General features: G+C 60.4%; 18 protein-coding genes and 2 pseudogenes. 8 read left to right on the top strand and 12 right to left on the bottom strand.

Features of this window, described 5'->3' with window-relative positions; genetic code table 11:
* Positions 1-131 precede the first annotated feature (131 nt).
* Together groES and groL are read left to right on the top strand one after the other, a co-directional pair.
* Entirely contained in the window at positions 132-428 is a 297-nt protein-coding gene (groES, locus tag ACFZPT_RS12500) for a co-chaperone GroES (RefSeq protein ID WP_017846112.1), read from the top strand.
* 49 nt (positions 429-477) lie between these two features.
* On the top strand, positions 478-2,124 hold the full coding sequence (groL, locus tag ACFZPT_RS12495; RefSeq protein ID WP_034100295.1) for a chaperonin GroEL: 1,647 nt from the start codon (positions 478-480) through the stop codon (positions 2,122-2,124).
* 83 nt (positions 2,125-2,207) lie between these two features.
* Here groL and ACFZPT_RS12490 read toward each other — a convergent pair whose 3' ends face one another.
* The gene (locus tag ACFZPT_RS12490; RefSeq protein WP_034115005.1) at positions 2,208-4,157 is read right to left on the bottom strand and encodes an LTA synthase family protein; all 1,950 of its coding nucleotides are present in this window, start codon (positions 4,155-4,157) and stop codon (positions 2,208-2,210) included.
* Positions 4,158-4,358: 201 nt separating this feature from the next.
* Here ACFZPT_RS12490 and colR point away from each other — a divergent pair, with 201 nt between their 5' ends.
* The 5 genes from colR (at position 4,359) to ACFZPT_RS12465 (ending at position 8,128) form a co-directional block, all read left to right on the top strand.
* Positions 4,359-5,042: a two-component system response regulator ColR gene (gene colR, locus ACFZPT_RS12485; RefSeq protein ID WP_034100290.1), complete on the top strand. Its 684-nt coding sequence runs from the start codon at positions 4,359-4,361 to the stop codon at positions 5,040-5,042.
* Positions 5,032-6,312, top strand: a complete 1,281-nt coding sequence (locus ACFZPT_RS12480; RefSeq protein WP_034100289.1) for a HAMP domain-containing sensor histidine kinase — start codon at positions 5,032-5,034, stop codon at positions 6,310-6,312. Before colR ends, ACFZPT_RS12480 begins: the two co-directional genes overlap by 11 nt.
* Before the next feature lie 187 nt (positions 6,313-6,499).
* Complete coding sequence (locus ACFZPT_RS12475; RefSeq protein ID WP_034100287.1) at positions 6,500-7,180, top strand: class I SAM-dependent methyltransferase; 681 nt, start codon at positions 6,500-6,502, stop codon at positions 7,178-7,180.
* A gap of 4 nt (positions 7,181-7,184) precedes the next feature.
* Positions 7,185-7,904, top strand: coding sequence for a lipopolysaccharide kinase InaA family protein (locus ACFZPT_RS12470; protein ID WP_034100285.1), 720 nt, complete (start codon positions 7,185-7,187; stop codon positions 7,902-7,904).
* Positions 7,901-8,128 carry a hypothetical protein gene (locus ACFZPT_RS12465; RefSeq protein WP_034100283.1) on the top strand — a complete coding sequence of 76 codons (228 nt, stop codon included), beginning with the start codon at positions 7,901-7,903 and terminating at the stop codon, positions 8,126-8,128. Before ACFZPT_RS12470 ends, ACFZPT_RS12465 begins: the two co-directional genes overlap by 4 nt.
* A gap of 78 nt (positions 8,129-8,206) precedes the next feature.
* Here ACFZPT_RS12465 and ACFZPT_RS12460 read toward each other — a convergent pair whose 3' ends face one another.
* Genes ACFZPT_RS12460 through ACFZPT_RS12450 form a run of 3 tightly spaced genes read right to left on the bottom strand, consistent with a single transcriptional unit; the run spans position 8,207 to position 11,830 of the window.
* Entirely contained in the window at positions 8,207-9,304 is a 1,098-nt protein-coding gene (locus tag ACFZPT_RS12460) for a DUF1513 domain-containing protein (protein ID WP_034115087.1), read from the bottom strand.
* A 2-nt stretch (positions 9,305-9,306) separates the two neighbouring features.
* Positions 9,307-10,371 carry an imelysin family protein gene (locus tag ACFZPT_RS12455; protein WP_034100282.1) on the bottom strand — a complete coding sequence of 355 codons (1,065 nt, stop codon included), beginning with the start codon at positions 10,369-10,371 and terminating at the stop codon, positions 9,307-9,309.
* A gap of 31 nt (positions 10,372-10,402) precedes the next feature.
* Positions 10,403-11,830, bottom strand: coding sequence for a di-heme oxidoredictase family protein (locus ACFZPT_RS12450; protein ID WP_034115004.1), 1,428 nt, complete (start codon positions 11,828-11,830; stop codon positions 10,403-10,405).
* Between the two features lie 140 nt (positions 11,831-11,970).
* Here ACFZPT_RS12450 and ACFZPT_RS12445 point away from each other — a divergent pair, with 140 nt between their 5' ends.
* The gene (locus tag ACFZPT_RS12445; protein ID WP_034115003.1) at positions 11,971-12,534 is read left to right on the top strand and encodes a nitroreductase family protein; all 564 of its coding nucleotides are present in this window, start codon (positions 11,971-11,973) and stop codon (positions 12,532-12,534) included.
* A 112-nt stretch (positions 12,535-12,646) separates the two neighbouring features.
* On the opposite strand, the pseudogene ACFZPT_RS12440 reads toward ACFZPT_RS12445, so the two are convergent.
* The 8 genes and pseudogenes from ACFZPT_RS12440 to gap all read right to left on the bottom strand — a co-directional run.
* Positions 12,647-13,168, bottom strand: a pseudogene (locus ACFZPT_RS12440) (methyl-accepting chemotaxis protein); the annotation flags it as partial.
* A 384-nt stretch (positions 13,169-13,552) separates the two neighbouring features.
* A pseudogene (locus ACFZPT_RS12435) lies at positions 13,553-14,455 on the bottom strand (chemotaxis protein); the annotation flags it as partial.
* 466 nt (positions 14,456-14,921) lie between these two features.
* Positions 14,922-15,323: a YbaN family protein gene (locus ACFZPT_RS12430; RefSeq protein WP_034100274.1), complete on the bottom strand. Its 402-nt coding sequence runs from the start codon at positions 15,321-15,323 to the stop codon at positions 14,922-14,924.
* A gap of 147 nt (positions 15,324-15,470) precedes the next feature.
* Positions 15,471-16,079 (bottom strand): biliverdin-producing heme oxygenase, encoded by a 609-nt coding sequence (locus ACFZPT_RS12425; protein ID WP_034115001.1) that lies wholly within the window; start codon positions 16,077-16,079, stop codon positions 15,471-15,473.
* A gap of 134 nt (positions 16,080-16,213) precedes the next feature.
* A complete protein-coding gene (locus tag ACFZPT_RS12420) occupies positions 16,214-18,778 on the bottom strand; it encodes a TonB-dependent receptor (RefSeq protein WP_034115000.1) in 2,565 nt (854 codons plus the stop codon).
* A 115-nt stretch (positions 18,779-18,893) separates the two neighbouring features.
* The gene (locus ACFZPT_RS12415; protein ID WP_034114999.1) at positions 18,894-19,862 is read right to left on the bottom strand and encodes a FecR domain-containing protein; all 969 of its coding nucleotides are present in this window, start codon (positions 19,860-19,862) and stop codon (positions 18,894-18,896) included.
* Positions 19,863-19,937: 75 nt separating this feature from the next.
* The gene (locus tag ACFZPT_RS12410; RefSeq protein ID WP_034114998.1) at positions 19,938-20,456 is read right to left on the bottom strand and encodes an RNA polymerase sigma factor; all 519 of its coding nucleotides are present in this window, start codon (positions 20,454-20,456) and stop codon (positions 19,938-19,940) included.
* A gap of 129 nt (positions 20,457-20,585) precedes the next feature.
* A complete protein-coding gene (gene gap, locus ACFZPT_RS12405; protein ID WP_034114997.1) occupies positions 20,586-21,587 on the bottom strand; it encodes a type I glyceraldehyde-3-phosphate dehydrogenase in 1,002 nt (333 codons plus the stop codon).
* Positions 21,588-21,712: the final 125 nt, after the last annotated feature.

Here is a 21,712-nt window from a genome sequence, read left to right as displayed (position 1 = left end):
CGCAAGGTTTCTGGTGGTGACACTAGACAGACTTCCGCGTTTCGCTCAGCGAACCGCGACCGGCACCGCCGGAATTTAACCCGCCGGAATTGATACCGGCCGATGAAAAACACAATTAGGAGAGATCGACAATGAGCAAGCTTCGTCCTCTGCACGACCGCGTCGTCATCCGTCGCAGCGAAGAAGAAAAGAAAACCGCCGGCGGCATCGTGCTGCCAGGTTCGGCTGCTGAAAAAGCCAACCACGGTGTGATCGTCGCTGCTGGCCCAGGCAAAACCCTGGAAAACGGTGAAGTACGCGCGCTGGCCGTGAAAGTGGGTGACAAGGTTGTTTTCGGCCCTTACTCCGGTAGCAACACTGTGAAAGTCGACGGCGAAGACCTGCTGGTAATGGCTGAGAACGAAATTCTCGCTGTACTGGAAGGCTGATTTCCCGCTCATTTTCCCGTTACTTCAAAGTATTTAAGGAATATCGATCATGGCTGCTAAAGAAGTTAAATTCGGCGATTCCGCCCGCAAGAAAATGCTCACCGGTGTCAACATCCTGGCTGATGCAGTAAAAGCGACCCTGGGCCCGAAAGGCCGTAACGTGATCATCGAGAAGAGCTTCGGCGCTCCGACCATCACCAAGGACGGCGTTTCCGTAGCCAAAGAAATCGAACTGGAAGACCGTTTCGAAAACATGGGCGCGCAGCTGGTCAAAGACGTTGCCTCCCGTGCCAACGATGACGCAGGCGACGGCACCACCACCGCCACCGTTCTGGCTCAGTCGATCGTCAACGAAGGCCTCAAGGCCGTCGCTGCCGGCATGAACCCGATGGACCTCAAGCGCGGTATCGACAAGGCGACCATCGCCATCGTTAAAGAGCTGAAGAACCTGTCCAAGCCATGTGCCGACACCAAGGCCATCGCTCAGGTGGGTACCATCTCGGCCAACTCCGACAACTCCATCGGCGACATCATTGCCGAAGCCATGGAAAAAGTCGGTAAAGAAGGCGTGATCACCGTTGAAGAAGGCTCGGGCCTGGAAAACGAACTGTCGGTTGTTGAAGGCATGCAGTTTGACCGTGGCTACCTGTCCCCGTACTTCGTCAACAAGCCAGACACCATGGTTGCCGAGCTGGACAGCCCGCTGATCCTGCTGGTCGACAAGAAAATCTCCAACATCCGCGAAATGCTGCCGGTGCTGGAAGCGGTTGCCAAAGCCGGTCGCCCACTGCTGATCGTGGCCGAAGACGTCGAAGGCGAAGCCCTGGCGACTCTGGTTGTGAACAACATGCGTGGCATCGTCAAAGTCGCTGCCGTCAAGGCGCCAGGCTTTGGTGACCGTCGCAAGGCCATGCTGCAGGACATCGCCGTTCTGACTGGCGGTACCGTTATCTCCGAAGAGATCGGTCTGAGCCTGGAAAGCGCCACTCTGGAAAACCTGGGTAGCGCCAAGCGCGTGACCCTGTCCAAGGAAAACACCATCATCGTTGACGGTGCTGGCGTTGAAGGTGACATCGAGTCGCGCATCGCTCAGATCCGCGCCCAGGTTGCCGAGACTTCCTCGGACTACGACCGTGAAAAACTGCAAGAGCGTCTGGCCAAGCTGTCCGGCGGCGTTGCAGTGATCAAGGTTGGCGCCGGTTCCGAAGTTGAAATGAAAGAGAAGAAAGCCCGCGTTGAAGACGCCCTGCACGCAACCCGTGCAGCCGTTGAAGAAGGCGTGGTACCTGGCGGTGGCGTTGCGCTGATCCGTGCTCTGGAAGCCCTGACTGGCCTGACTGGCGACAACGCCGACCAGAACGTCGGTATCGCTGTACTGCGTCGCGCTGTAGAAGCACCACTGCGCCAGATCGCTGCCAACTCCGGCGACGAGCCAAGCGTTGTGGTCAACGAAGTCAAGAACGGCAAAGGTAACTACGGTTACAACGCCGCCACTGGCGTCTACGGCGACATGATCGAAATGGGCATCCTGGATCCAACCAAGGTTACCCGTTCCGCTCTGCAGGCAGCATCCTCCATCGGCGGTCTGATCCTGACCACCGAAGCGGCCATTGCTGACAAGCCGAAGGCTGAAGGCGCGGCTGGCGGCGGTATGCCAGACATGGGCGGCATGGGTGGCATGGGCGGCATGATGTAAGCCAGCCTTACCCCCGTACTGAAAAGCCCCGCCTGCAGTGATGCAGGCGGGGCTTTTTATTGCGCGTTCGATAAAGAACGTACCTAGCGCTCGGTCAGCCGTGGGCTTGCCTCCTTGGGCGCTTTCCAACTCAATAACTGCTGTTTGAAATCATAGCTGGCGGCCTGGTAGTAGGTGATCGCCCGCTGAATCAACGGATCATCGCCGCCCACTCGCGATTCCTGACTCTCCGCCAACGCCTGATCGTGGCGACGCAAGCCCAAGCGCGGACTGAGAATGGCCAAGTCCTTGCCGTCGAACAGTCCCAGGTGCTGGTAGTTGCCGACTACCACGCGCGGCGGTAGCGGGTTGTCCTGAAGCAAATCGCGGCCAAAGAACGTCGACTCGTAGCTCAGGTTGATCAGGCCCAGCAGGGTCGGCGCCAAGTCGATCTGACTGGCCAGTTGCGCGGATTCCCGAGGGGCGATCAGCTTGGGGGCATAAATGAACAATGGAATCTGGTAGTTGGTGATGGGCAGGTCCTCTTTGCCCGCGCTGCCGGCCGTGTGGTCGGCGACGAACACAAAGATCGTGTTATCGAACCAAGGCTTCTGGCGTGCCGCATCGAGGAATTCGCCGATGGCATGGTCGGTGTATTTCACCGCACCGTCGCGGCCATTGCCGGATTTGATATCGATACGCCCATCCGGGTAGGTATAAGGGCGATGGTTGGAGGTGGTCATCAGTTGTAGCAGGAATGGCTGCTGCTTAGCGTAATCGGCATCGGCCAGTTTCAGAGTTTGTTTGTATAGATCCTCGTCGGCCATGCCCCAGGCGTTTTTAAACGAGATTTCGGTCTCGGGCACGCTGCTCTGATCGACCACGCGATAGCCGTTGCCGCTGAAAAACGCGTTCATGTTATCGAAGTAACCGCGCCCACCGTACACGAACACGCTGTCATAGCCGACCGCGGAAAGCTGTTGCCCGAGGCTGGCAAAACCGCTTTCACGACCGATGCGTTTGACGATTGAGCGCCCGGGTGTAGGGGGAATCGCCAGGGTGATCGCTTCCAGGCCGCGGTCGGTTCGGGTACCGGTGGCGTAAAAGTTATTGAAGTACAGGCTTTGTTGGCGCAGCGCGTCCAGATTGGGTGTGAGGTTACGCCCGTCGCCGTTGCTGCCCATGTATTTGGCGCTGAAGCTTTCGATGGTCACCAGCACGATATTGGGCGTGCGCAGCGGGCCCGGGTGGCTGATGGCGCGACGGATATCCAGTGGGTCCTGGCCGATGAAGCGCGCGTTGGGCTCGCTGAGTTCGGCGCGCAGTTGCCTGGCGACAACTTCGGTCGGCAGGCTTTTATAGAATTGTGCGTAATCCAACTCGTTGTTACGGAAGGCTGCGAAAAACTGATAAGGGCCGTTGCTGGCCAGTTCGTTTTTGTAGGCGTTACCGCCTTGGGTGCGGGGGCTGTCCTGACTAATCAACTGCAGGCTGAGGCCGACGGCCAGCACCAGCACCAGTGCATTGAGCAAACGGCCACGCAACGGCGGCAACGGGGCGTCCATGGCGGCGTTGAACGGTTTGCGCAACACCAGGCTCAACACAACGGCCAGCATCGCCAGCAAACTGAGCAGTTTGCCGATCGGGTAAGACTCCAGCAGGTTGTTCAACACTTCATCGGAGTACACCAGATAGTCGACGGCGATAAAGTTGAAGCGCACACCGAACTCGTCCCAGAACAGCCATTCGGCCACCGAGGTAAACAGCATCGCGAAAACGCTGACAGTGAGTACCGCCTGCAAAAACCAGCGATGGCCGCGACGCCGCCACAGACCGGGCGGGCAAAGCAGCACATACAGGCCCAGCGGTAACGCTGCGTAGGCCAGGAAACCCAGGTCGTAAACCAGGCCCACCCCGAACACCGGCAGCAGATTGCCGCCGACTTCGTCTAGGTGGGTGAGCAGCAGCACGGCGCGCGTCAGCAGGAATATCAATAACCAGGCACCGGTTATCAACAGCAGATAGCGCATTGGCGCTGTTTTGACGAAACCCATGTCTATGTTCCTTATATAAATGGGGGGCGATATTCGTCCTGACACTGTAGTCAGTTTGTGAAGCTATAGTGAAAAACTCGTTGCCCTGGCTATTTGATTGAAAACCTTGATCCACGGGCCTTTCAGGTCTATCCCTGAGCCCCACTTGGCCTTAAGCTGCGCGAGCCAACACGGCCGTTACCGCGTACGGAGACACTGCCCATGCGAATTCTATTGGTTGAAGACAACCGCGATATTCTGGCCAACCTGGCCGATTACTTGGGGCTGAAGGGCTACACCGTCGACTGTGCGCAGGACGGTCTGTCGGGCCTGCATCTGGCCGCAACCGAACACTACGATCTGATCGTGCTCGACATCATGCTGCCTGGCATCGATGGCTACACCTTGTGCAAACGCCTGCGCGAAGATGCGCGGCGCGATACGCCGGTGATCATGCTCACCGCACGCGACCAATTGGACGATCGGCTGCAAGGCTTCAAGTCCGGCGCCGATGATTACCTGCTCAAACCCTTCGCCCTATCGGAACTCGCCGCGCGCATCGAAGCGGTGCTGCGTCGTGCCCAGGGCGGCGGGCGCCGGGCGTTGCAAGTGGGCGATCTGAGCTACGACCTCGACACCTTGGAAGTGACCCGTGAAGGGCGCCTGCTCAAACTCAACCCGGTCGGCCTGAAGCTGCTGGCGGTGCTGATGCAAAAAAGCCCCCATGTGCTGCGCCGAGAAATTCTCGAAGAGGCGTTGTGGGGCGATGACTGCCCGGACAGCGACAGCCTGCGCAGCCATGTCCACCAATTGCGCCAAGTGATCGACAAACCTTTTGCCAAACCGCTGCTGCATACGGTGCACGGTGTGGGGTATCGCCTGGCCGAGGGTCGAGATGGAGTTTAAGCAGAGCCTTGCCCAGCGGATCATCATTGCCTTTGCCTTGATGAGCGCGCTGGTGGCGGGGGCTTTCGCCATGGGCATCGTGGCAACGGTGCACCTGGTGGAAGAGAAGCTGATTTCGGCGGGCCTCGGCGGCGATTTGCAACGCTTGCTGCTGATGGACAGCGTCGAAGACTGGAGCCATCGACCTGAGCCGGATCAGCTGTTCTATTTCAGCGGCGGCCGTGGCGATTTCGAATTACCCAAAGATCTGCGTCACCTGGAGCCTGGCTTTCACGAGGTATTCCGTGAGTCGCTGTCATACCACGCCATGGTCGAGGTCATAGACGGGCGGCGCTACGTGCTGCTGCAGGATCAGAGTGACTTCGAAGAGCGTGAGCGCGTGCTGTTCGCCGTGGTGCTGGTGGGCTTCGTGCTCAGTCTGGCCCTGGCCGTGTTCCTCGGTTGGGTGCTGGCGCGCAAAGTGATGGCCCCGGTGGTGCGTCTGGCCCGCCAGGTGCGCCATCGTGACCAGTTGCTGGGCTTGGCGCCGCCTTTGGCGCCGGACTACGCGGCCGATGAAGTGGGCGAATTGGCGGTGGCGTTCGATGCCACATTGGGCCGTCTGCGCCAGGCATTGTCCCGCGAGCAATTGTTTACCAGCGATGTGAGTCACGAACTGCGCACGCCGTTGATGGTGCTGGCCAGTTCTTGCGAACTGCTGCTGGAAAACCCGGCCATCGACCAGCGCGGGCGTAACCAGGTGCTACGCATTGCCAGGGCTTGCGAAGAAATGCGCGAGCTGGTGCAAACCTTCCTGATGCTGGCGCGGGCCCAGCACAACGATGCGGTGATGTCGCCCCAGGTCAGCCTCACTCAAGTGGCGGAGGACCTGTTGGGAATCTGGCGTGAGCCTATCGAGCAGAAGGGCCTGCAACTGATCTATCAACAGGGCAACCCTCTGGACACGCGCTATAACACCACCTTCCTGCACGCGGTAATGGGCAACCTGCTGCGTAATGCGTTGCACTACACCGAGCAGGGCTTTATTCGCCTGACTCTGGAACCGACCGGTTTTGTCGTGGAAGACAGCGGCGTCGGCATTCCCGAAGAAAAACGCGAAGCCATGTTCGAGCCGTTCGTACGCGGTAGTGAGAAACGCGGCGAGGGCCTGGGGCTGGGCCTGTCGCTGGTACAGCGCATCTGCGAGAACCAGGGCTGGAGCGTTAGCCTCAGCACCATGGAGCCTAATGGTTGCCGCTTTCATGTCGAGTTGAGTCAGGTCAAACCCTGACTCCACCGCCTGCCGTTATCCTGCCAATGGTCGCCGTAATTCGGCGAATATGGCCCGTTGATACTATTTGTCTTTGTAAAGTCTTGAAATGTATGAGATTGGACAGGACAAGTTTTTCACAACGAGTTGACCTATTGATCACGCGGCGCTGAATAGTTTGTAGGCATCAGTCATTGGAGACCTGTTGATGCCTACCCCGATCAAGCTCGAATTTTCCGAAAAGTACGACGATCAGCACGCAGAGAAATATTTGCTCAAGCATCAGGACAATCTGGCTCGCCGGTTGTCCCACAAACGCGACGAGCAATTGGCCCGTGGTGCGCTGGCCATGGCCGGTGAGCCTGGACTGGTGTTGGACTTGCCGTGTGGCGCCGGTCGTTTCTGGCCGCTGCTGGCGGAAAAGCCCAACCGCGTGATTATCGGTGCCGATAATTCCGCGTCGATGCTGAAGGTGGCCACCCAGGCGCAGCCGGCAGAGGTGGTGAAACGGGTACGTCCTTTGCACACCTCTGCCTTTGATATTGATTTGCCAGATAACGCGGTCGACAGCATTTTCTGTATGCGCCTGCTGCACCATATTGGTGATCCGGCCCATCGTCTGGCGATATTGCGCGAGTTTCAGCGAGTTACCCGTGACAGCGTGATTATTTCGCTGTGGGTCGATGGCAATTTCAAAGCGTGGAAACGTAAGCGCACCGAAGATCGACGTCGTAGGAAAGGTGAGCAGGACGGTTACCAAAACAGGTTTGTGTTACCGGCTGCTACTGTAGAAGCAGAATTCGAGCAGGCGGGTTTTCGTGTTCAGGACGCTCTGGACTTCATACCGCTCTACGCCATGTGGCGAGTATATGTATTACGCAAGAGGTAACAGGATGGCAGTTGAGTGCGTAGCAGGCAGTCACGTAGCTCCAGAAGAACGATTCGACTATTTCTGGCGTCAGCAGGGCGAATGGGTGGAAGAGCCCAATCGTCGGCGCGGCGGCGAAAGCGGTGTACAGCGGGTCATGAGCGCCAGCGGGCGTTTGCTCTATTGCAAGCGGCAGACCGGGCATATTTACCGCAGTTGGCTGCACCCGTTCGGGCGTCCTACGGTGCTGCGCGAGCGTGATGCGCTCAAGGGGCTTCGCCTGCTGGATGTGCGAGTGCCGGAAATGGTGTTCTGCGAAGCGCGTCGTGATCCTGAACACCAGTGGAAAGCCATATTGGTGACGGCTTCTTTGGATGGTTTCGACGAGATCGAAAAATGGTACGCCGCCGGCGGCCGTGAGCAGTACGGTGAACAGGTGCATGAGCGTCTGCTCAAGGAAGTGGCGACCACCCTGGCACGTATGCACAAGGGGCGCTGGCAGCACGGCTGTCTGTACATCAAGCATATTTTTGCGCGCGTGACGGGCGAGGGTGACTCGGCCACCGTCGAAGTGGCGTTGCTGGATTTTGAAAAATGTCGCCAGCGCCTTACCGCTTATCGGGCGGCTTCCCACGACATGCTGCAACTGCGGCGCCATTCGTCGTGGAGCAGCGCTGACTGGGAAAAACTCAGCTACTTTTACGAGACGGCGTTTGGCAGCGCTATCAAGGGTTTAACCAGATGAAGCTAGAAATAGCACGAGGTTTTTTTTTGGTGGGAGCGTTAGGCGTAGCAGCCTTGGCGCTGGCCGCCTGGGAGCAGCCTCGTACCCAGGTACTCAGCGCGTCGCAGGGCGGCGCGCAATGCCTGTTGCCGCGTGTCGCCAAGGCGAGCACCGCGGCCAAGCCCGATCATGAACTTTTGCTGTTCATGTTCGGAATGTCTCAAGGGATGAGGCCGCAAAGTTGAAACCTTTAAACCTCCCGAACAGGGCCTTGCGATGCGAGGCCCTTTTTTTTGCGGATTTTTCAGTCTGTCAGCGGGCGTTTATGCCAGATGCAGATGGTTATCCCAAAGCCCGGCCGGCAATTCCAACGGTTTAGCGACCAACTGTTTCTGTCGGCAATCGTAGAAGCGGCAACGGCCCTGGCCCGAGGTGACCACAAACCCATCCGCCACCGCTCCCACGCCCGCGCAGTCGGGCAGTGGGCCGTCCAGGCGCAGCTCACCGCTGTCCATGTCCCAGATAAAGAAGCGATTGCCGCGCGGGGCCGTCAAGGCGACCAAGCGCAGTTCGCTGTGCACGGCTACGCTGGCGGTGTAATGCCCCATGGCTTGCAACTGCGCATCGGCCACCGGAAATGCCACGAACGGTTGGCCGGGACGCTTGATGGCCAACAGTTCGGAGCGCTCCTGGGAAGGGCCCATAAACTGTTGGCCGGTAAGGATCGTGCCATCGCTGGCAATACCCATGTGACGTACGCTGTTCATCTGCTGGTTTAGGGTTTCCTTGCTGATCAGCGCGCCGTCGCGACGCATCAGCACCAGGCTCGGCTCCATGGCGTTGAGGTTCATCTCCACGCGGCTTTCCGCTTCGGTGCGGATGCCGCCATTGGCCACCACCAGGGTTTCGCCGTCGGGCATCCACGACACTTGGTGCGGGCCGATGCCATGGGTGGACAGCTCGCCGCTATGCACCAGGCGCTCACCCTCGAACTTGTACACACCGAGCAGGCCGCGGCCGGGGTCGGAGGTATCGTTTTCGGTGGCGTACAGCCACTCGCCACTCTTGTGGATGACCGCGTGGCCATAGAAGTGGCGATTGACGTTTGAGGAGATGGTTTGCAGCAGCGCGCCATCGCGCAGGTCGATCAGGTAGCTCTCGGTGCCCGGACGACGGGCCACAAACAGCGCAATCGGCAGCGTCGGGTGGTTGATGATGTCGTGGCAGCGCTGGCCGACCTGGGTGGCGAACACCCGCGTGCCGTCCAGGCGATAGCCCACGGCGTAGTGCTTGCCGTCCCCATCATCCCGCGCCGACAGCAGCAACGGTCCGTTGTCCTTGTGCTTGAACAGCGTCCAGCCGCCCAGAGTGATCGCGCTGAGCAGCACGCTGCCAATCGCCAAAGCCTGTCGCCTGAGCATCATCAGTCACCGTCGTTGGCGTTAAAGCCCAGTTGGATCCCCAGCGCCTTGGCCAGCTCACCTTCATGCAGGCGATGCACCACGTTGAGGCTGTCGTAGAGGTCGTTGAGTTGCTGACGCCCGGCGTCGTCGTTCAACAGTTCGTTGAGGCTGCGCTGGTTGCTGGCGAACAGTTTCAGGGACGCTGCATAGGCGGCGTCGATCTTGTCGGCCAAGGCTTTCTGATCCGACGGCAGCAAGCCACGCAAGCCTTTATTGTCGACGCCGACCCACACGGTCTGGGCGGCGGCGAGGCTGGCCTCCAGGCTTTGCAGCGACGACTGGCTACGCCAGGCATCGGCCTGGAACGGTTGCGGGATGCCTTTGGTCTGGCGGCCCATGGGCGTGCCGAGTTTTTTCTTCAGGGTGTCCAGCGCGGTCACTTGCACACGCAGCAGATCGGCGATCGCTTCGTGGGAATCGGCATAACGCTGGTTCGGAAATTTGCTCATCTGCGCGAGCATACCGTCGGTGCTGTTCCAACTGGCCAGGATCTCTTCAGCCAGGGCTTTCTGGCGCTCACCGATGGCCATTAGCAGCGGGCAATAGCGGGCTTTCTGGGCGCTGTCGGCGAGGTCGGTCTTGGCGTCGTAGAGGATGTATTCGTAGGCCGACAGGCCTTGCACAACCACGCTGGCCTTGGCCAGGGCGGCGCCGTCGATCTGCGGCTGGGCTTCCACCAGTTGCTCGACCTGGCGACCCACCAAGTTCTTTTTGTCCGGCCAGAACTGCACTTGCCACGCGCGGTTGCCTTCGGCCAACGGGCCGATCAGCAGCGGTTGCAGCTCGGCCCAGGCTTTTTGTGCGTGCAGGAAATCGGCGCGGGCGGTGTCCAGGCTTTCCTTGCCTTGGCAGTAGGCCAGCGCGCTGACCGCCAATTGGCGATCGGCGTCGACCCAGCGGCTGTAGGTAGGCAGGATCACTTGCTTGGCGATGGCCGCCGAGGTCACGGCTTGCGGGTCCTGGGGCGAACAGGCGCCAAGGGCGAGGGCGGCCAGGCTGGTGAACAACAACTTGGGACGGAACATGTCGAGCTCCCTTCTGTAATTGGGGCGAAGCTTATAAAGAGTTCAGAAACGCCAGCAACGCAGCGCGCTGCTCGGCATTGAAAGACAGCACATGCTGCTGCGCCGCCTGGGCCTCGCCGCCATGCCAGAGCACGGCTTCGAGCAGGTTGCGGGCGCGGCCGTCATGCAGAAACTGGGTATGACCACTCACGGTTTGCGTCAAACCGATGCCCCACAACGGCGGCGTGCGCCAGTCACGGCCACCGGCCTTGAATTCGCTGCGGTTGTCGGCAAGGCCTTCGCCCATGTCGTGCAACAACAAATCGCTGTATGGACGGATGGCTTGATTGGCCAATTCAGGCTCGGCGGCGTCGGCGGCGGTGGTGAACGTCGGCTTGTGACAACCCTGGCAACCGGCCTGATAGAACAGGTTTTTCCCGGCCAGCACCTGCGGTGCGTCGACATCGCGGCGCACCGGCACGGCCAGGTTGCGAGTGTAGAACAGCACCAGGCGCAGAATGTTATCGCTGACTTCCGGCTCGCCGTCGGGGCCATTCCCGTTGGGCGCCTGTTTGCAGGCGACTTGGGCGTCGGTGCAGTCATCGAAAGGTCTCAGGGTTGTGGTGAGGCCCATATCACCAGAGAACGCGTGAACATTTTGTTGATTGAGCGTGGGTTGCCCGGCTTTCCAGCCAAACCGGCCCAGCACGGTTTTCTGCTGGGCGTCGTCCCAGACCCAATTCGGCCGACCGACAATGGCGTCTTTGTCGGCGGTTTTCGGGTCGGTGTTGCGCAGGATATCCGCGTCGCTGATGGCTTCGAGCAGGCCCAGGCCGATCATCGGTGGCGCAATGCGGGCGGAGAAACGCGTGTCGGGGTGCATCGGGCCGTAGCCCAGTTGGGTGATTTGCAGGTTCGGCTTGCGCAGCTCGACCACGGTGCCGTCTTTGAATGTCACCTTGACCGGGGTGTAGTCGACCCGCACCTTGCCTTCCGGCACCACGCCCGGTACGGCCATGTCCTGCAATTGCCCGCCGTACACCGGCTCCGGCACCACGCCGAGTTGTTCGATCAGCTTGGCGTAGGGCGGTGCATCCGGTATCGACAGGCGCACCAGCATGGACACTGCGTTGGGCGCATCGGCCAGCGGCGGGTGCCCGCGACCGTCCTTGATATGGCAGTTCTGGCAGGCATTGGTGTTGAACAGCGGGCCCAGGCCATCACGGGCGGTGGTGGTGGACGGTGCAATCACCCAGGGGCTGCGGAAAAAACTGTTGCCGACGCTGAAGTCCAGGCGGCGCGTGGGTGACAGGTTGGCCGAGGGCAGGGAAAACGCGTTCTGGTCGCCTTTGTTTACAGTCGTCGCACCGCCGGCGCGCGCTTCACCGGGCTCGGCCTGGGTAAAGCGCGGGGCGTTGTCGCACGCAGTCAGGCCCAGGGCCATACATGCGACAGACAGACGAAAAAGCGAACGGAACATCGAGTTTCCTGAACGAATGCGAAAAAGGTGGGCGCAAAGTCTAACAGGGCGGGGCGGATTGAATAAGAGCAATTATCGTTTGATGGACTCACGGTTCATTCCCGCTAGAATGACCGCACATTTTTTTCTGGAGGTGGCCAATGCAGGCTCTCGACGCTTTGCTCAACCGTGTTTCCGTGCCGCGTTTGCTGGAGCCGGCACCGACCCCGGCGCAGCGCGAGGTGCTCTTCGCCGCCGCCATGCGCGCGCCGGACCACGGTCAACTGCGTCCGTGGCGCTTCCTCACCGTTGAAGGCGCGGCGCGTGAGCAAATGGGCACGCTGCTGGCCGAAGCCGCGCGCCTGCAAGACCCCCAAGCCCCGCAGGCCGCCATCGACAAGGCCCAGAATGGTCCGTTGCGGGCGCCGCTGGTGGTGGTGGTGATCGCGCGTCTGCAGGAGCATTTCAAGGTGCCAAAATCCGAACAACTGCTGGCAGCCGCCTGCGCCGCCCACGGCATTCTGCTGGCGGCTTATGCCCAGGGAATCGGTGCGGTGTGGCGCACTGGTGAATTGTCCTACTCGGCCCACGTCGCCAAGGGCTTGGGGCTGGCGGCGAATGAGGAAGTGATTGGCTTCCTCTATTTGGGCACACCGCAGAACCCGCCGCGTACGGCACCGAAGGAAGATGTGGCGGCGTTTGTGCAGGCTTGGCCCGGTCTTTGACAATGTGGGAGGGGGGGCTTGCCCCCGATAGCGATGTGTCAGCTACAGATGAGTTGACTGACACACTGCAATCGGGGGCAAGCCCCCTCCCACATTGGCCCCGTGGTGTTTGTTAAACCTTGAACTGATCCATGAGTTTCATCTGCTGGCTGGCCAACGCATTGAGCTGGCTGCTGATGGCCGCCGATTCGGTGGCCTGGCCGGTAAGGGTTTCGGTCACGGTGCGGATCGCCGAGACATTGCGGTTGACCTCTTCGGCCACCGCGCTCTGCTGCTCGGCGGCGCTGGCGATTTGCAGGTTCATGTCGCTGATCACCGTAACTGCGTCGCTGATCTTGCCAAGAGCCTGCACGGCCTGATGGATCTGTCCGGCATTGCTCTGGGCTTGGCTTTGGCTGGAATGCATGGTCGCCACCACGCCACGGGTGCCGCTCTGGATGCGTTCGATTACCTGGCGGATTTCCTCCACCGAATCCTGAGTGCGTTTGGCCAGGTTGCGTACTTCGTCGGCCACCACCGCGAATCCGCGTCCGCTTTCCCCGGCGCGCGCTGCTTCGATCGCCGCGTTGAGCGCCAGCAGGTTGGTCTGCTCGGCGATGCTGCGGATCACCTCCAGCACTGAGCCGATCTGCTCGCTGTTGACCGCCAGCGCTTCGACTTCACCCACCGCCTTGCTGACTTCGTCGGCCAAGGTGGTGATGTCGCGGGTGCTCTTCTCGATAATCTGCATGCCTTCACGGGCCGACTGGTCGGCGCCGCGCGCCGCACTGGCGGCGTTGGAGGCGCTGTTGGCGACGTCGTGGGCCGTGGCACTCATCTCGTTGGAGGCGGTGGCCACCTGGTCGATTTCGCGGAACTGCACTTGCATGCCTTCACTGGTCTGGCGAGCAATGGCCGACGATTGATCCGCTGTGCCCCGGGCTTCGGTGATGCTTTGCTTGATCTGTGCAATGGTCGGCTGCAGCTTGTCGAGGAAGCGGTTGAACCAGTTCACCAACTCGCCTAGTTCGTCCTTCTTGGCGTAGGCCAGACGCTGCGTAAGGTCGCCTTCACCGCTGGCGATATTCTTGAGCATGGCCGCCACGCTGTTGATCGGACGGGTCACGCCGGTGGCGGTGAGCCAGATCAGCAGCAGGCCCAGCAGGCCGGCAGCGGCCCCTACCAGCAGCGCCTTGATTGTGCCGCTGGCCTGGGCTTCGTCGAGTACCGCTTGGAGCTTGACGTTATCGGCCAGCATCACGCTTTTGGGCAGTTTGATCACCACGCCCCAAGGCTTGGCATCGGCGAGTGGTTTGACCGGGTACACCGCGCGGATGGTGTCGCCCTGTTCGCGGATCATGCGGCTGTCACTTGCCAGCAACTGCACGATCTCCTTGCCTTCTTCACCCAGGGTGTCGATCAAATTCTTGCCGACCCTGGCCGGTTCGCCGCTGTAGGCCGCAATCAGACCGCTGCTGGAGAGTATCTCCAGGTGCGCAGCCCCGTTGAACAGGTCTTTTTGTGCGACGTCGGTGGTTTCCTGCAAGGCGGTCAGCGCAATGTCCACGCCGACGACGCCGATAAGCTTGCCCTCTACAATCAACGGCGATGCGATGGTGGTCATCAGTACCTTTTTGCCACCTACCGTATCTTCATAGGGTTCCAGCAGGCAGGTATTGCGGGTGTCGCGTGGGCACGTGTACCAGATGTTGTAGGGCGTACCGTTGAGGGTGACGGTGGTCTTGTTCAGGTCCTCTTCAACCATGATGGTGTTCAAGCTTTCGCCGCCGGCACGGCTCCAATAACTGGAGAAGCGCCCTTTCTCATTGGAAGCGCGGGCCTTGTCATCAAGGAATTCGCTGTCCTTGCCGTCCAGAGCGTTGGGTTCGAACGACAGCCAGAAACCCAATACTTTGCTGTTGCGATCGAACGTGGTTTTCATGCTCTGATTGAGGTCCTCGCGCAGCGCACCGGCTTCCAGGCCACGTTTGTTGGCCATGATGCGCAGGTCCTTGATCTGGTCGGCCAGTGCGGTCAGCGCCAGCAGGCTGTCGCCGAATGTTTCCTGCAACTGCACCGCCTGTTCGGCCGCCTTGGCCTGCAGCAACTGTTCCACGCCGTCAGTGAGCATGCGTGAGCTTGAGTCACTGACCAGTTGATCATTCTGGTTGGTGTTGTAAATGTTGATGCTGACCACCAGCGCAATCACCCCTAACAGGCAAAGCCCGGACAGCAGCACGATTTTCAAGCGGATAGAGAGGGTGTCGAACATAGGTTCACTCACGAATGGACGTAGTGGTGGGCAAGGCACGGCCAAGTCCATTCAGCGCTATGTCTGCAACATCGGCGCAACGGATCGATTCATGAGCAGAAGGCGATAAGCGGTAGGAAAACAACTACAGCCTTTGTTACGCGGGGGCTGGCAGCCTTTCGGGGCGCGACCAGATCCACAGGTTGCCCAGGCTCATGCCGACGATTGCCAGGTACACCGGCCAGCCATGGTCGAGCATCACCAGCATCAGGATCGCGCACAGCAACATGCTCACGGTGGCGCTGATTTTGGCGCGACGGGCGATGATCTTGCCGTTGCGCCAGTTGAACAGGATAGGTCCGAACAGGCGGTGGTTCTCCAGCCACGCGCTCAGGCGCGGTGAGCTTTTGGTCGCGGCCCAGGCGGCCAGCAGGATGAATTCGGTGGTGGGCAACCCCGGCACCACAATCGCAATCAAGCCGATGCCCAGGCTCACATAAGCCAGCAGGCCGAAGAGGAGCTGGGCGATTTTCGAGGTGGATTGGGTCTGGCGGGTCATGGGATATGCAGATTCGGGAAAAAACAAAGACAAAGGTGGGAGGGGGCTTGGCCTCGATTGCCGTGCATCAGCCAACAAATAGGAAACTGACCCGCCGTCATCGGGGGCAAGCCCCCTCCCACAGTCGATTGCATTTCAAAAGCGAGATCAGGCCAGTTCTGGGGCGCTAGCGTACGCCTGTTCCAGCAAAACGGTGAAGCGTACAAACGCGTCAATCGCGCCTTTTTCCGCTGCCGCTTCTTCTTCGGCGCTCAATTGCAGTGCATCCAGGGTGCGGGTGAAGCTTTTCCAGCCTTCGGCGCGTCCGCCGGCCGGCTCACCCAAATGGCGTGCGCCAAAGGTGTCGCTCAGGCCCAGGCCCACGGCGCGCTTGATCAGGAACGCAGCGCCCAGCTTGGAACCTTCGGACACAAACAACCAGCCCAGGGCTTCGGCCTTGCTTGGGTTTTTCAGTGCGCCCGGGGCCGGGGCTGGCACGTCGGTCTCCAGGTCGGCCAGGTCCAGCCTGGCGGCTTCGGCGCGGCAGCGTTCGGCCAGGTCCGGTACCAGCTTGATCAGCTCGGGATCGGTGTACAGCGCCACCAGTTCCGATTGGAACAGGTATTGCGCCACCACGAACCGCGCGAAGTTGGCCTGGGTCTCGAATGGGGCGTGGGCCTTGACCAGCGCGTCGAGCTTGGCGTGCGGGGCGTGGGTGATCTGGTTCAGGCGCTGGGAGCGCAGGCTCGGGCGTTCTGCGGTAGGGGAAGCGGTCATAAGAAAGTCCTTGATGGGGGGGCGCCGGGTTGTTCTTAAAGAGAGTGGTTATCAACTAGACGAACAAGAAGACGCAGCACAGTAAAAAATCCTCACCTCGCCGCTGACATTTCGGCGAAGTGAGGTCGATGCGGTCAGATATCCCAGATCACATTGACGGCAAAGTTGCGGCCGGGCTGGGTCAGGCGGTCGAGGTTGGCCGGACCGGTCACAGCCGCTTCGCCGACGCTGTCGTAGCTGCGCACGTCATCCCAGTTCCAGTATTTCTTGTCGGTGAGGTTGTAGACGCCGCCGTTGATGGTCACGTCGTCAGTCACTTTGTAGAAGGCCGTCAGGTCGACCACGCCGAATCCTGGGGTTTTGAACGGGCCGCTGGTATCGCCGTCCGGCGCGTGGAAGGTACTGCTGTCAACGCGGTTCTGTTTTTTCACCAGGGTCCAGCTCAACAGGCCACCGTAGTTGTCCTGGTCATAGCCCAGGCCCAATACGCCCTTAAGCGGGTTGACGCTGTTCAGCGGCTCGCCGTTATCGTCGTTGCGGCCGTAGGCATAGGAAACCGCACCCTGGGTATAGAGGCCTTGCGGGGCGCCGAAGGCATCCAGGTTCAGGCGACCTTTGGCTTCCGCACCCTTGATGGTGGCGCGCTTGATATTGACCGCCTGGAACTGTTCAACCGTGCCCCCGACGACGGCATTGTCTTCGTCGATAAAGTCGCGGTATTTGTTGTAAAACAACGCGATTTCAAAAGAGCCCTCGTTGAACTTGCCACGAATCCCGGTTTCGACGCCTTTGCTGGTTTCTGGCTTGAGGTCGGGGTTCGGTTCGACCGTGTAGCCCAGGTTGAGGTTTTCAAAGCGCCCGTACAGGGCCTTGGCTGACGGTGTACGGAAACCTTCGGCGTATTGGCCGAACCAGGTGTATTGATCGGTCAGGGCGTACGTCAGGCCAAACTTGGGCGTTATACGGTGCCAGGTTTTTTCCTTGTCACTCACCGGGTCCGCGCCGGTCGGGTTGACGGTGTTGAGGAACTCTTGGGTCAACTTGGGCTTGAGCCGGGTGTAGTCGTAGCGCACGGCCGGCAGGAAGGTCCATTTGTCCCAGGCGATCTGGTCCTGGGCGAACAGCGAGTAGGTATTGATGGTCGGGTCGGGAAAGTCGCTGGACTTCTTCACGCTGTCACTGGCCATCGGGCTGGGCGCGCCGATGGCGGTGCAACCGCTGCCGACGGCCAGGCACGTCGCGCTGCCCTCCCGCGAGCCGGTGACCTTCTGCTGCTTGAGGGTGGTGCCGTAGGTCACTTGGTGATCGGTGGCACCCAGGCTGAATGCTTTGTCCAACTGCGCATCGAAAACCCACTGTTTTTCCTGGTACAGGGTGTCGCGCGTGCGCAGGACGCGACGGCCTGACTGATAGATCTCGGCAGTGGTCTGGTCGGTCTTGGCGATCTGGTAATTGAGGCTGGTCTTGATGCGATCGGCAATCGGCGACTCAAGCGCGAAGCTGTTTTCCAGGCCGAAACGCTCGCGGGTGATGGTGTCGTTGCCTCGACGATCACGGTAGAGGTTGAACCCTCGGCCACCGATGAACGGACCACCCACGGCGTTCTTCAAGTTGACGTCGCGGTCATCCTTGTACTTTTCGTAGGTCAGGCCCAGGCGGTTGTCCTCGCCGTAGTTCCAACCGAGCTTGGCCAGTACGTTGGTGGTGCGTGCGTCTTCCGGGTTGGCGCCGGTGCGGGCCAGGCCGGTGGCGTTGTTGCCGTTGTAGGATTCGGTTTCATGGCCGTTGCGCTGGCTCAGGTGCAGCAAACCGTCGACGTCGCCCACGCGGCCGGCGAAGGTGCCGGAGGTCAGCCAGCTCTCGTCGGCGGAGCTGTAGCCGGTCTTCAGGCGCGCACCGACATCCTGGCCGGGCTTGATGATGTCGTCCGGGTCGAGGGTGAAGTAACTCACGGCACCGCCGATGGCGCTGCTGCCGTACAGGGCGGAGGCCGGGCCGCGCAGGATTTCCACGCGCTTGACGATTTCCGGATCGACGTAGTTGCGGCGCGTCTTGGCGTAGGGGCCGTTGAAGAAGTTGTCCGGCACTTCCACGCCGTCCACCTGGGTGAGGATGCGGTCGCCGTCGATGCCGCGGATGTTGAAACCGGCATTGCCCGAACGGGTGCCGGCGCCGCCCACCGAAACCCCTGGTTCATAGCGGGCCAGGTCGCGAATGGTGTTGACGTTCTGGCGGTCGAGTTCCTCGCGCTCGTGCACGCTGACGGTGCTCGGTACGCTGTCGACGTCCTGGGCGTTGCGGGTGGCGCTGATGGTCACCTGTTGCAGGTTGAGGGTGCTGCCGGCGGCGCGTCTCTCTAGAACAATGTTGTTATTGCCCAGTTTGCGATAGCTCAGGTTGGTCCCCACCAACAGCCGATCCAAGGCTTTTTCCGGCGGCAATGGGCCGCGCACGCCCGGAGAGGACACGCCCTGGCCGAGTTCCGCCGGCAGGCCCACTTGCCAGCCAGTCACCGCGGTAAAGGCATTGAGGGCCGAGACCAGCGGCTGTTGTTCGATGCTGAATTGATAATTGCCGTGGCTGCGCGGCGCCGGTTCGGCGGCCGTGGCGCTGACGGCGGGTATGCCGGCCAACAGGATGGCGGCGGTGAGCAAGGACAGAACGGGCGAAGAAGACCGGCGGTTGAAACGAGAGGACATCGAGAGCGCTCCGGGGTACGAATCTTATAGTTGCAAACCTTTCCAAATAGGAATTAGTTGCATTGGCTAAGACGAGACGTACCACCGCCGGCTATCGAGTAAAAATAATTCTCATTTAGTTCAATATCACCAAGGCGGGGTATTCCGAGAGCGTGGCTGAAGTGATGTGGGCCAGTGAGCGCACTACATCCAGAGGTTGGTCGAGGCGGTAATTACCGGTGACGGCCACACTGGCGAGTTGCTCGTTGGTGTTGACGATCCAGCCGGGGTAGTAGCGACTTAGTTCAGCAAGCACCTCGCTCAATGGGCAGTTTTCGAAAATCAGCCGGCCCCGCACCCAGGCCAGGTCTTTGTTGGCATCCAGCTTGGCCGGCTGGCCGAAGCCCTTGGGGCCGATGCGGATACTTTCCCCGGCGCTCAGGCGCACCCGGGCGTCGTCGAAGGTGTTGCTCAGGTCCACATCGCCGCGTTGCACCTGCACTTGTGCCTCGCCATTGAGGTAGCGAACGGCGAACGCGGTGTCACTTACGCTGGCGCGCACCGGGCCGGCATCGATTTCCAGGGGCAGGCCATGGGTGGCCGCCACGTCGAAAAACGCTTCGCCCTGATAGAGGCGGGCGATGCGCTGGTGGTTCTGAACGCGGCTGGAAAACGCCGAGTTGGTGTTGAGCAACACGTTGGCGCCTTCGTCCAGTTGCAGGCGCTGCCGTTCACCGACCACGGTGAGGTGGTCGGCTTGCAGGCGCATCGGCAGACTGCTGAAGCTGAACAGCCCGATCACCAGCACGGCGGCGGTAGCCAGGGGTTTCCAGTGCGGTTGGATACGGCGCCAGGCGCTCGGTTTGCGCGGCGCGGCCAGGGCCACGGCGGCGCTGTGTACCGGCGCGCCGCCCCAGGCGGCTTGGGCTTTATCGAAGGCGTGAGCATGGGCCGGATCGCGGGCCAGCCAGGCTTGGAACTCAGCCTGCTGGCCGGGCTGCGGGCACTGCAGGGCGATCAGCCAATCGAGGGCATGGTCCATCGCCGGGTCTTGCAGCACCTCATGCGCCAGCGCTTCGGGGCGCGGGTTATTCGGGTCGGTCACGGGGTTCCTCGGGTCTTCGCCACGTTTTTATTCAATTTTCCTACGGCCTGCGTCGACACTTCTGTGGGATGCAGCTTAAGACTGATCCAGCCGTTCGGCCACACCTACGCAGATGGCCATGATCAATTTCAGTTCCTTCTGCACCGTGCTCAAGGACACACCCAACTGGTCGGCAATCTCCTGATAGCTGCAACCGTGCAGGCGACTGAGGATGAAAATCTGCTGCTGACGCGCGCTCAATTGGCCCAGGCTGACGCTCAGGTGCTCCAGCAGTTGCTCGGCCTGGGTCGCGTCCTCGGGGGTGGTGGTGGGGGCGACGACGCTTTGCAGAATCTGCAGCGGTACGTCTTCTTGTAGGGTGCGGGCCTGGATTTTGCGCGCGCGTAGATGATCCAACGCCAGATTGCGCGCTGTTTGATAGACGAAAGGTTCGAGGTGATCGATCGGCCGCTCGTTCAGGGCCCGGGTCACGCGCAGGTAGGTTTCCTGCAGCAAGTCTTCGGCGGTGCTGTGGTTATGCACCATGCGTTGCAGGGTGCGCAGCAGAATCGCCCGTTGAGTGAGGAAGACGTGGTTGAAGCGAGATTGGCTCACAGTGACACCAGACCGATAGGCAGTTAATGATAATGCTTATCATCAACGCAAATGGCAAGTGGCTATTCCTCTGTTGCTCAATACAAAGCCAATGCGGGAGGAGGCTTGCCCCCTCCCGCACAACCCCCATTACTCGGCGTTGCAGAGTGCCAGGCAGTTATCCAGCATACGGTTGGAGAAGCCCCACTCGTTGTCATACCAGGCGAGCACTTTCAGCAATTTACCGCTGACCTTGGTGTGATTGGCGTCAAAGATCGACGACAGCGGGTTGTGGTTGAAGTCACTGGAAACCAGCGGCAGGGTGTTGTAGCCGAGGATCTTGGAGTGCTGGCTGGCGTCCTTGAGCAGCGCGTTGACTTGCTCTGCCGTGGCTTCTTGCTTCAGTTGCACGGTGAGGTCCACCAGGGACACGTTGATCACCGGCACGCGCACGGCCATGCCGGTCAGTTTGCCCGCCAGTTCCGGCAGCACCAGGCCGACCGCTTCGGCAGCGCCGGTCTTGCTTGGGATCATGTTCTGGGTGGCCGAACGCGCGCGGTATGGGTCGGTGTGGTAAACGTCGGTCAGGTTCTGGTCGTTGGTGTAGGCGTGGATCGTGGTCATCAGGCCGCTTTCGATGCCCAGCTCACGGTGCAGCACCTGGGCCACCGGCGCCAGGCAGTTGGTGGTGCACGAAGCGTTGGAGATGATCTGGTGGGATTGGCGCAGAATGTCATGGTTCACGCCGTAGACCACGGTGGCGTCCGCGCCCTTGGCCGGGGCGGAGATGATCACCTTGCGCGCGCCGGCGCTGATATGGGCGGCGGCTTTGGCGCGGTCGGTGAACAGACCGGTGCATTCGAACACCACGTCGATATTCAGCGCGGCCCACGGCAGCTCGGCCGGGTTGCGAATGGCACTGACGGCGATCCGGTCACCGTTGACGGTCAGGCTTTCCTGATCGTGGGCGACCTCTGCATCGAAAGTACCGTGTACGGTATCGAATTTGAGCAAGTGGGCATTGATCGAACTGTCGCCCAGATCATTGATGGCGACGATCTGCAAATCCTGGCGGTAGCCTTGGGTATACAGTGCGCGCAGGACATTGCGGCCGATACGGCCAAAACCATTGATTGCGATACGAAGAGTCATTGGAAAGTGCCTGTCGTCGATTTGTTGTAAGAATTACAAGATTATTCGCATAAAAATAGAAAACAAGCCTTTTTAGTGGCAATATTTTGTTCAATCTACAACGAGTGACCTGAATCAACTGGTCC

This window comes from Pseudomonas sp. MD330_10, assembly GCF_042610415.1.
Taxonomy (GTDB): Bacteria; Pseudomonadota; Gammaproteobacteria; order Pseudomonadales; family Pseudomonadaceae; genus Aquipseudomonas; species Aquipseudomonas rhodesiae.
The sequence above is the reverse complement of the archived record's forward strand: the minus strand, read 5'-3'. Positions and strand labels throughout refer to the sequence as shown.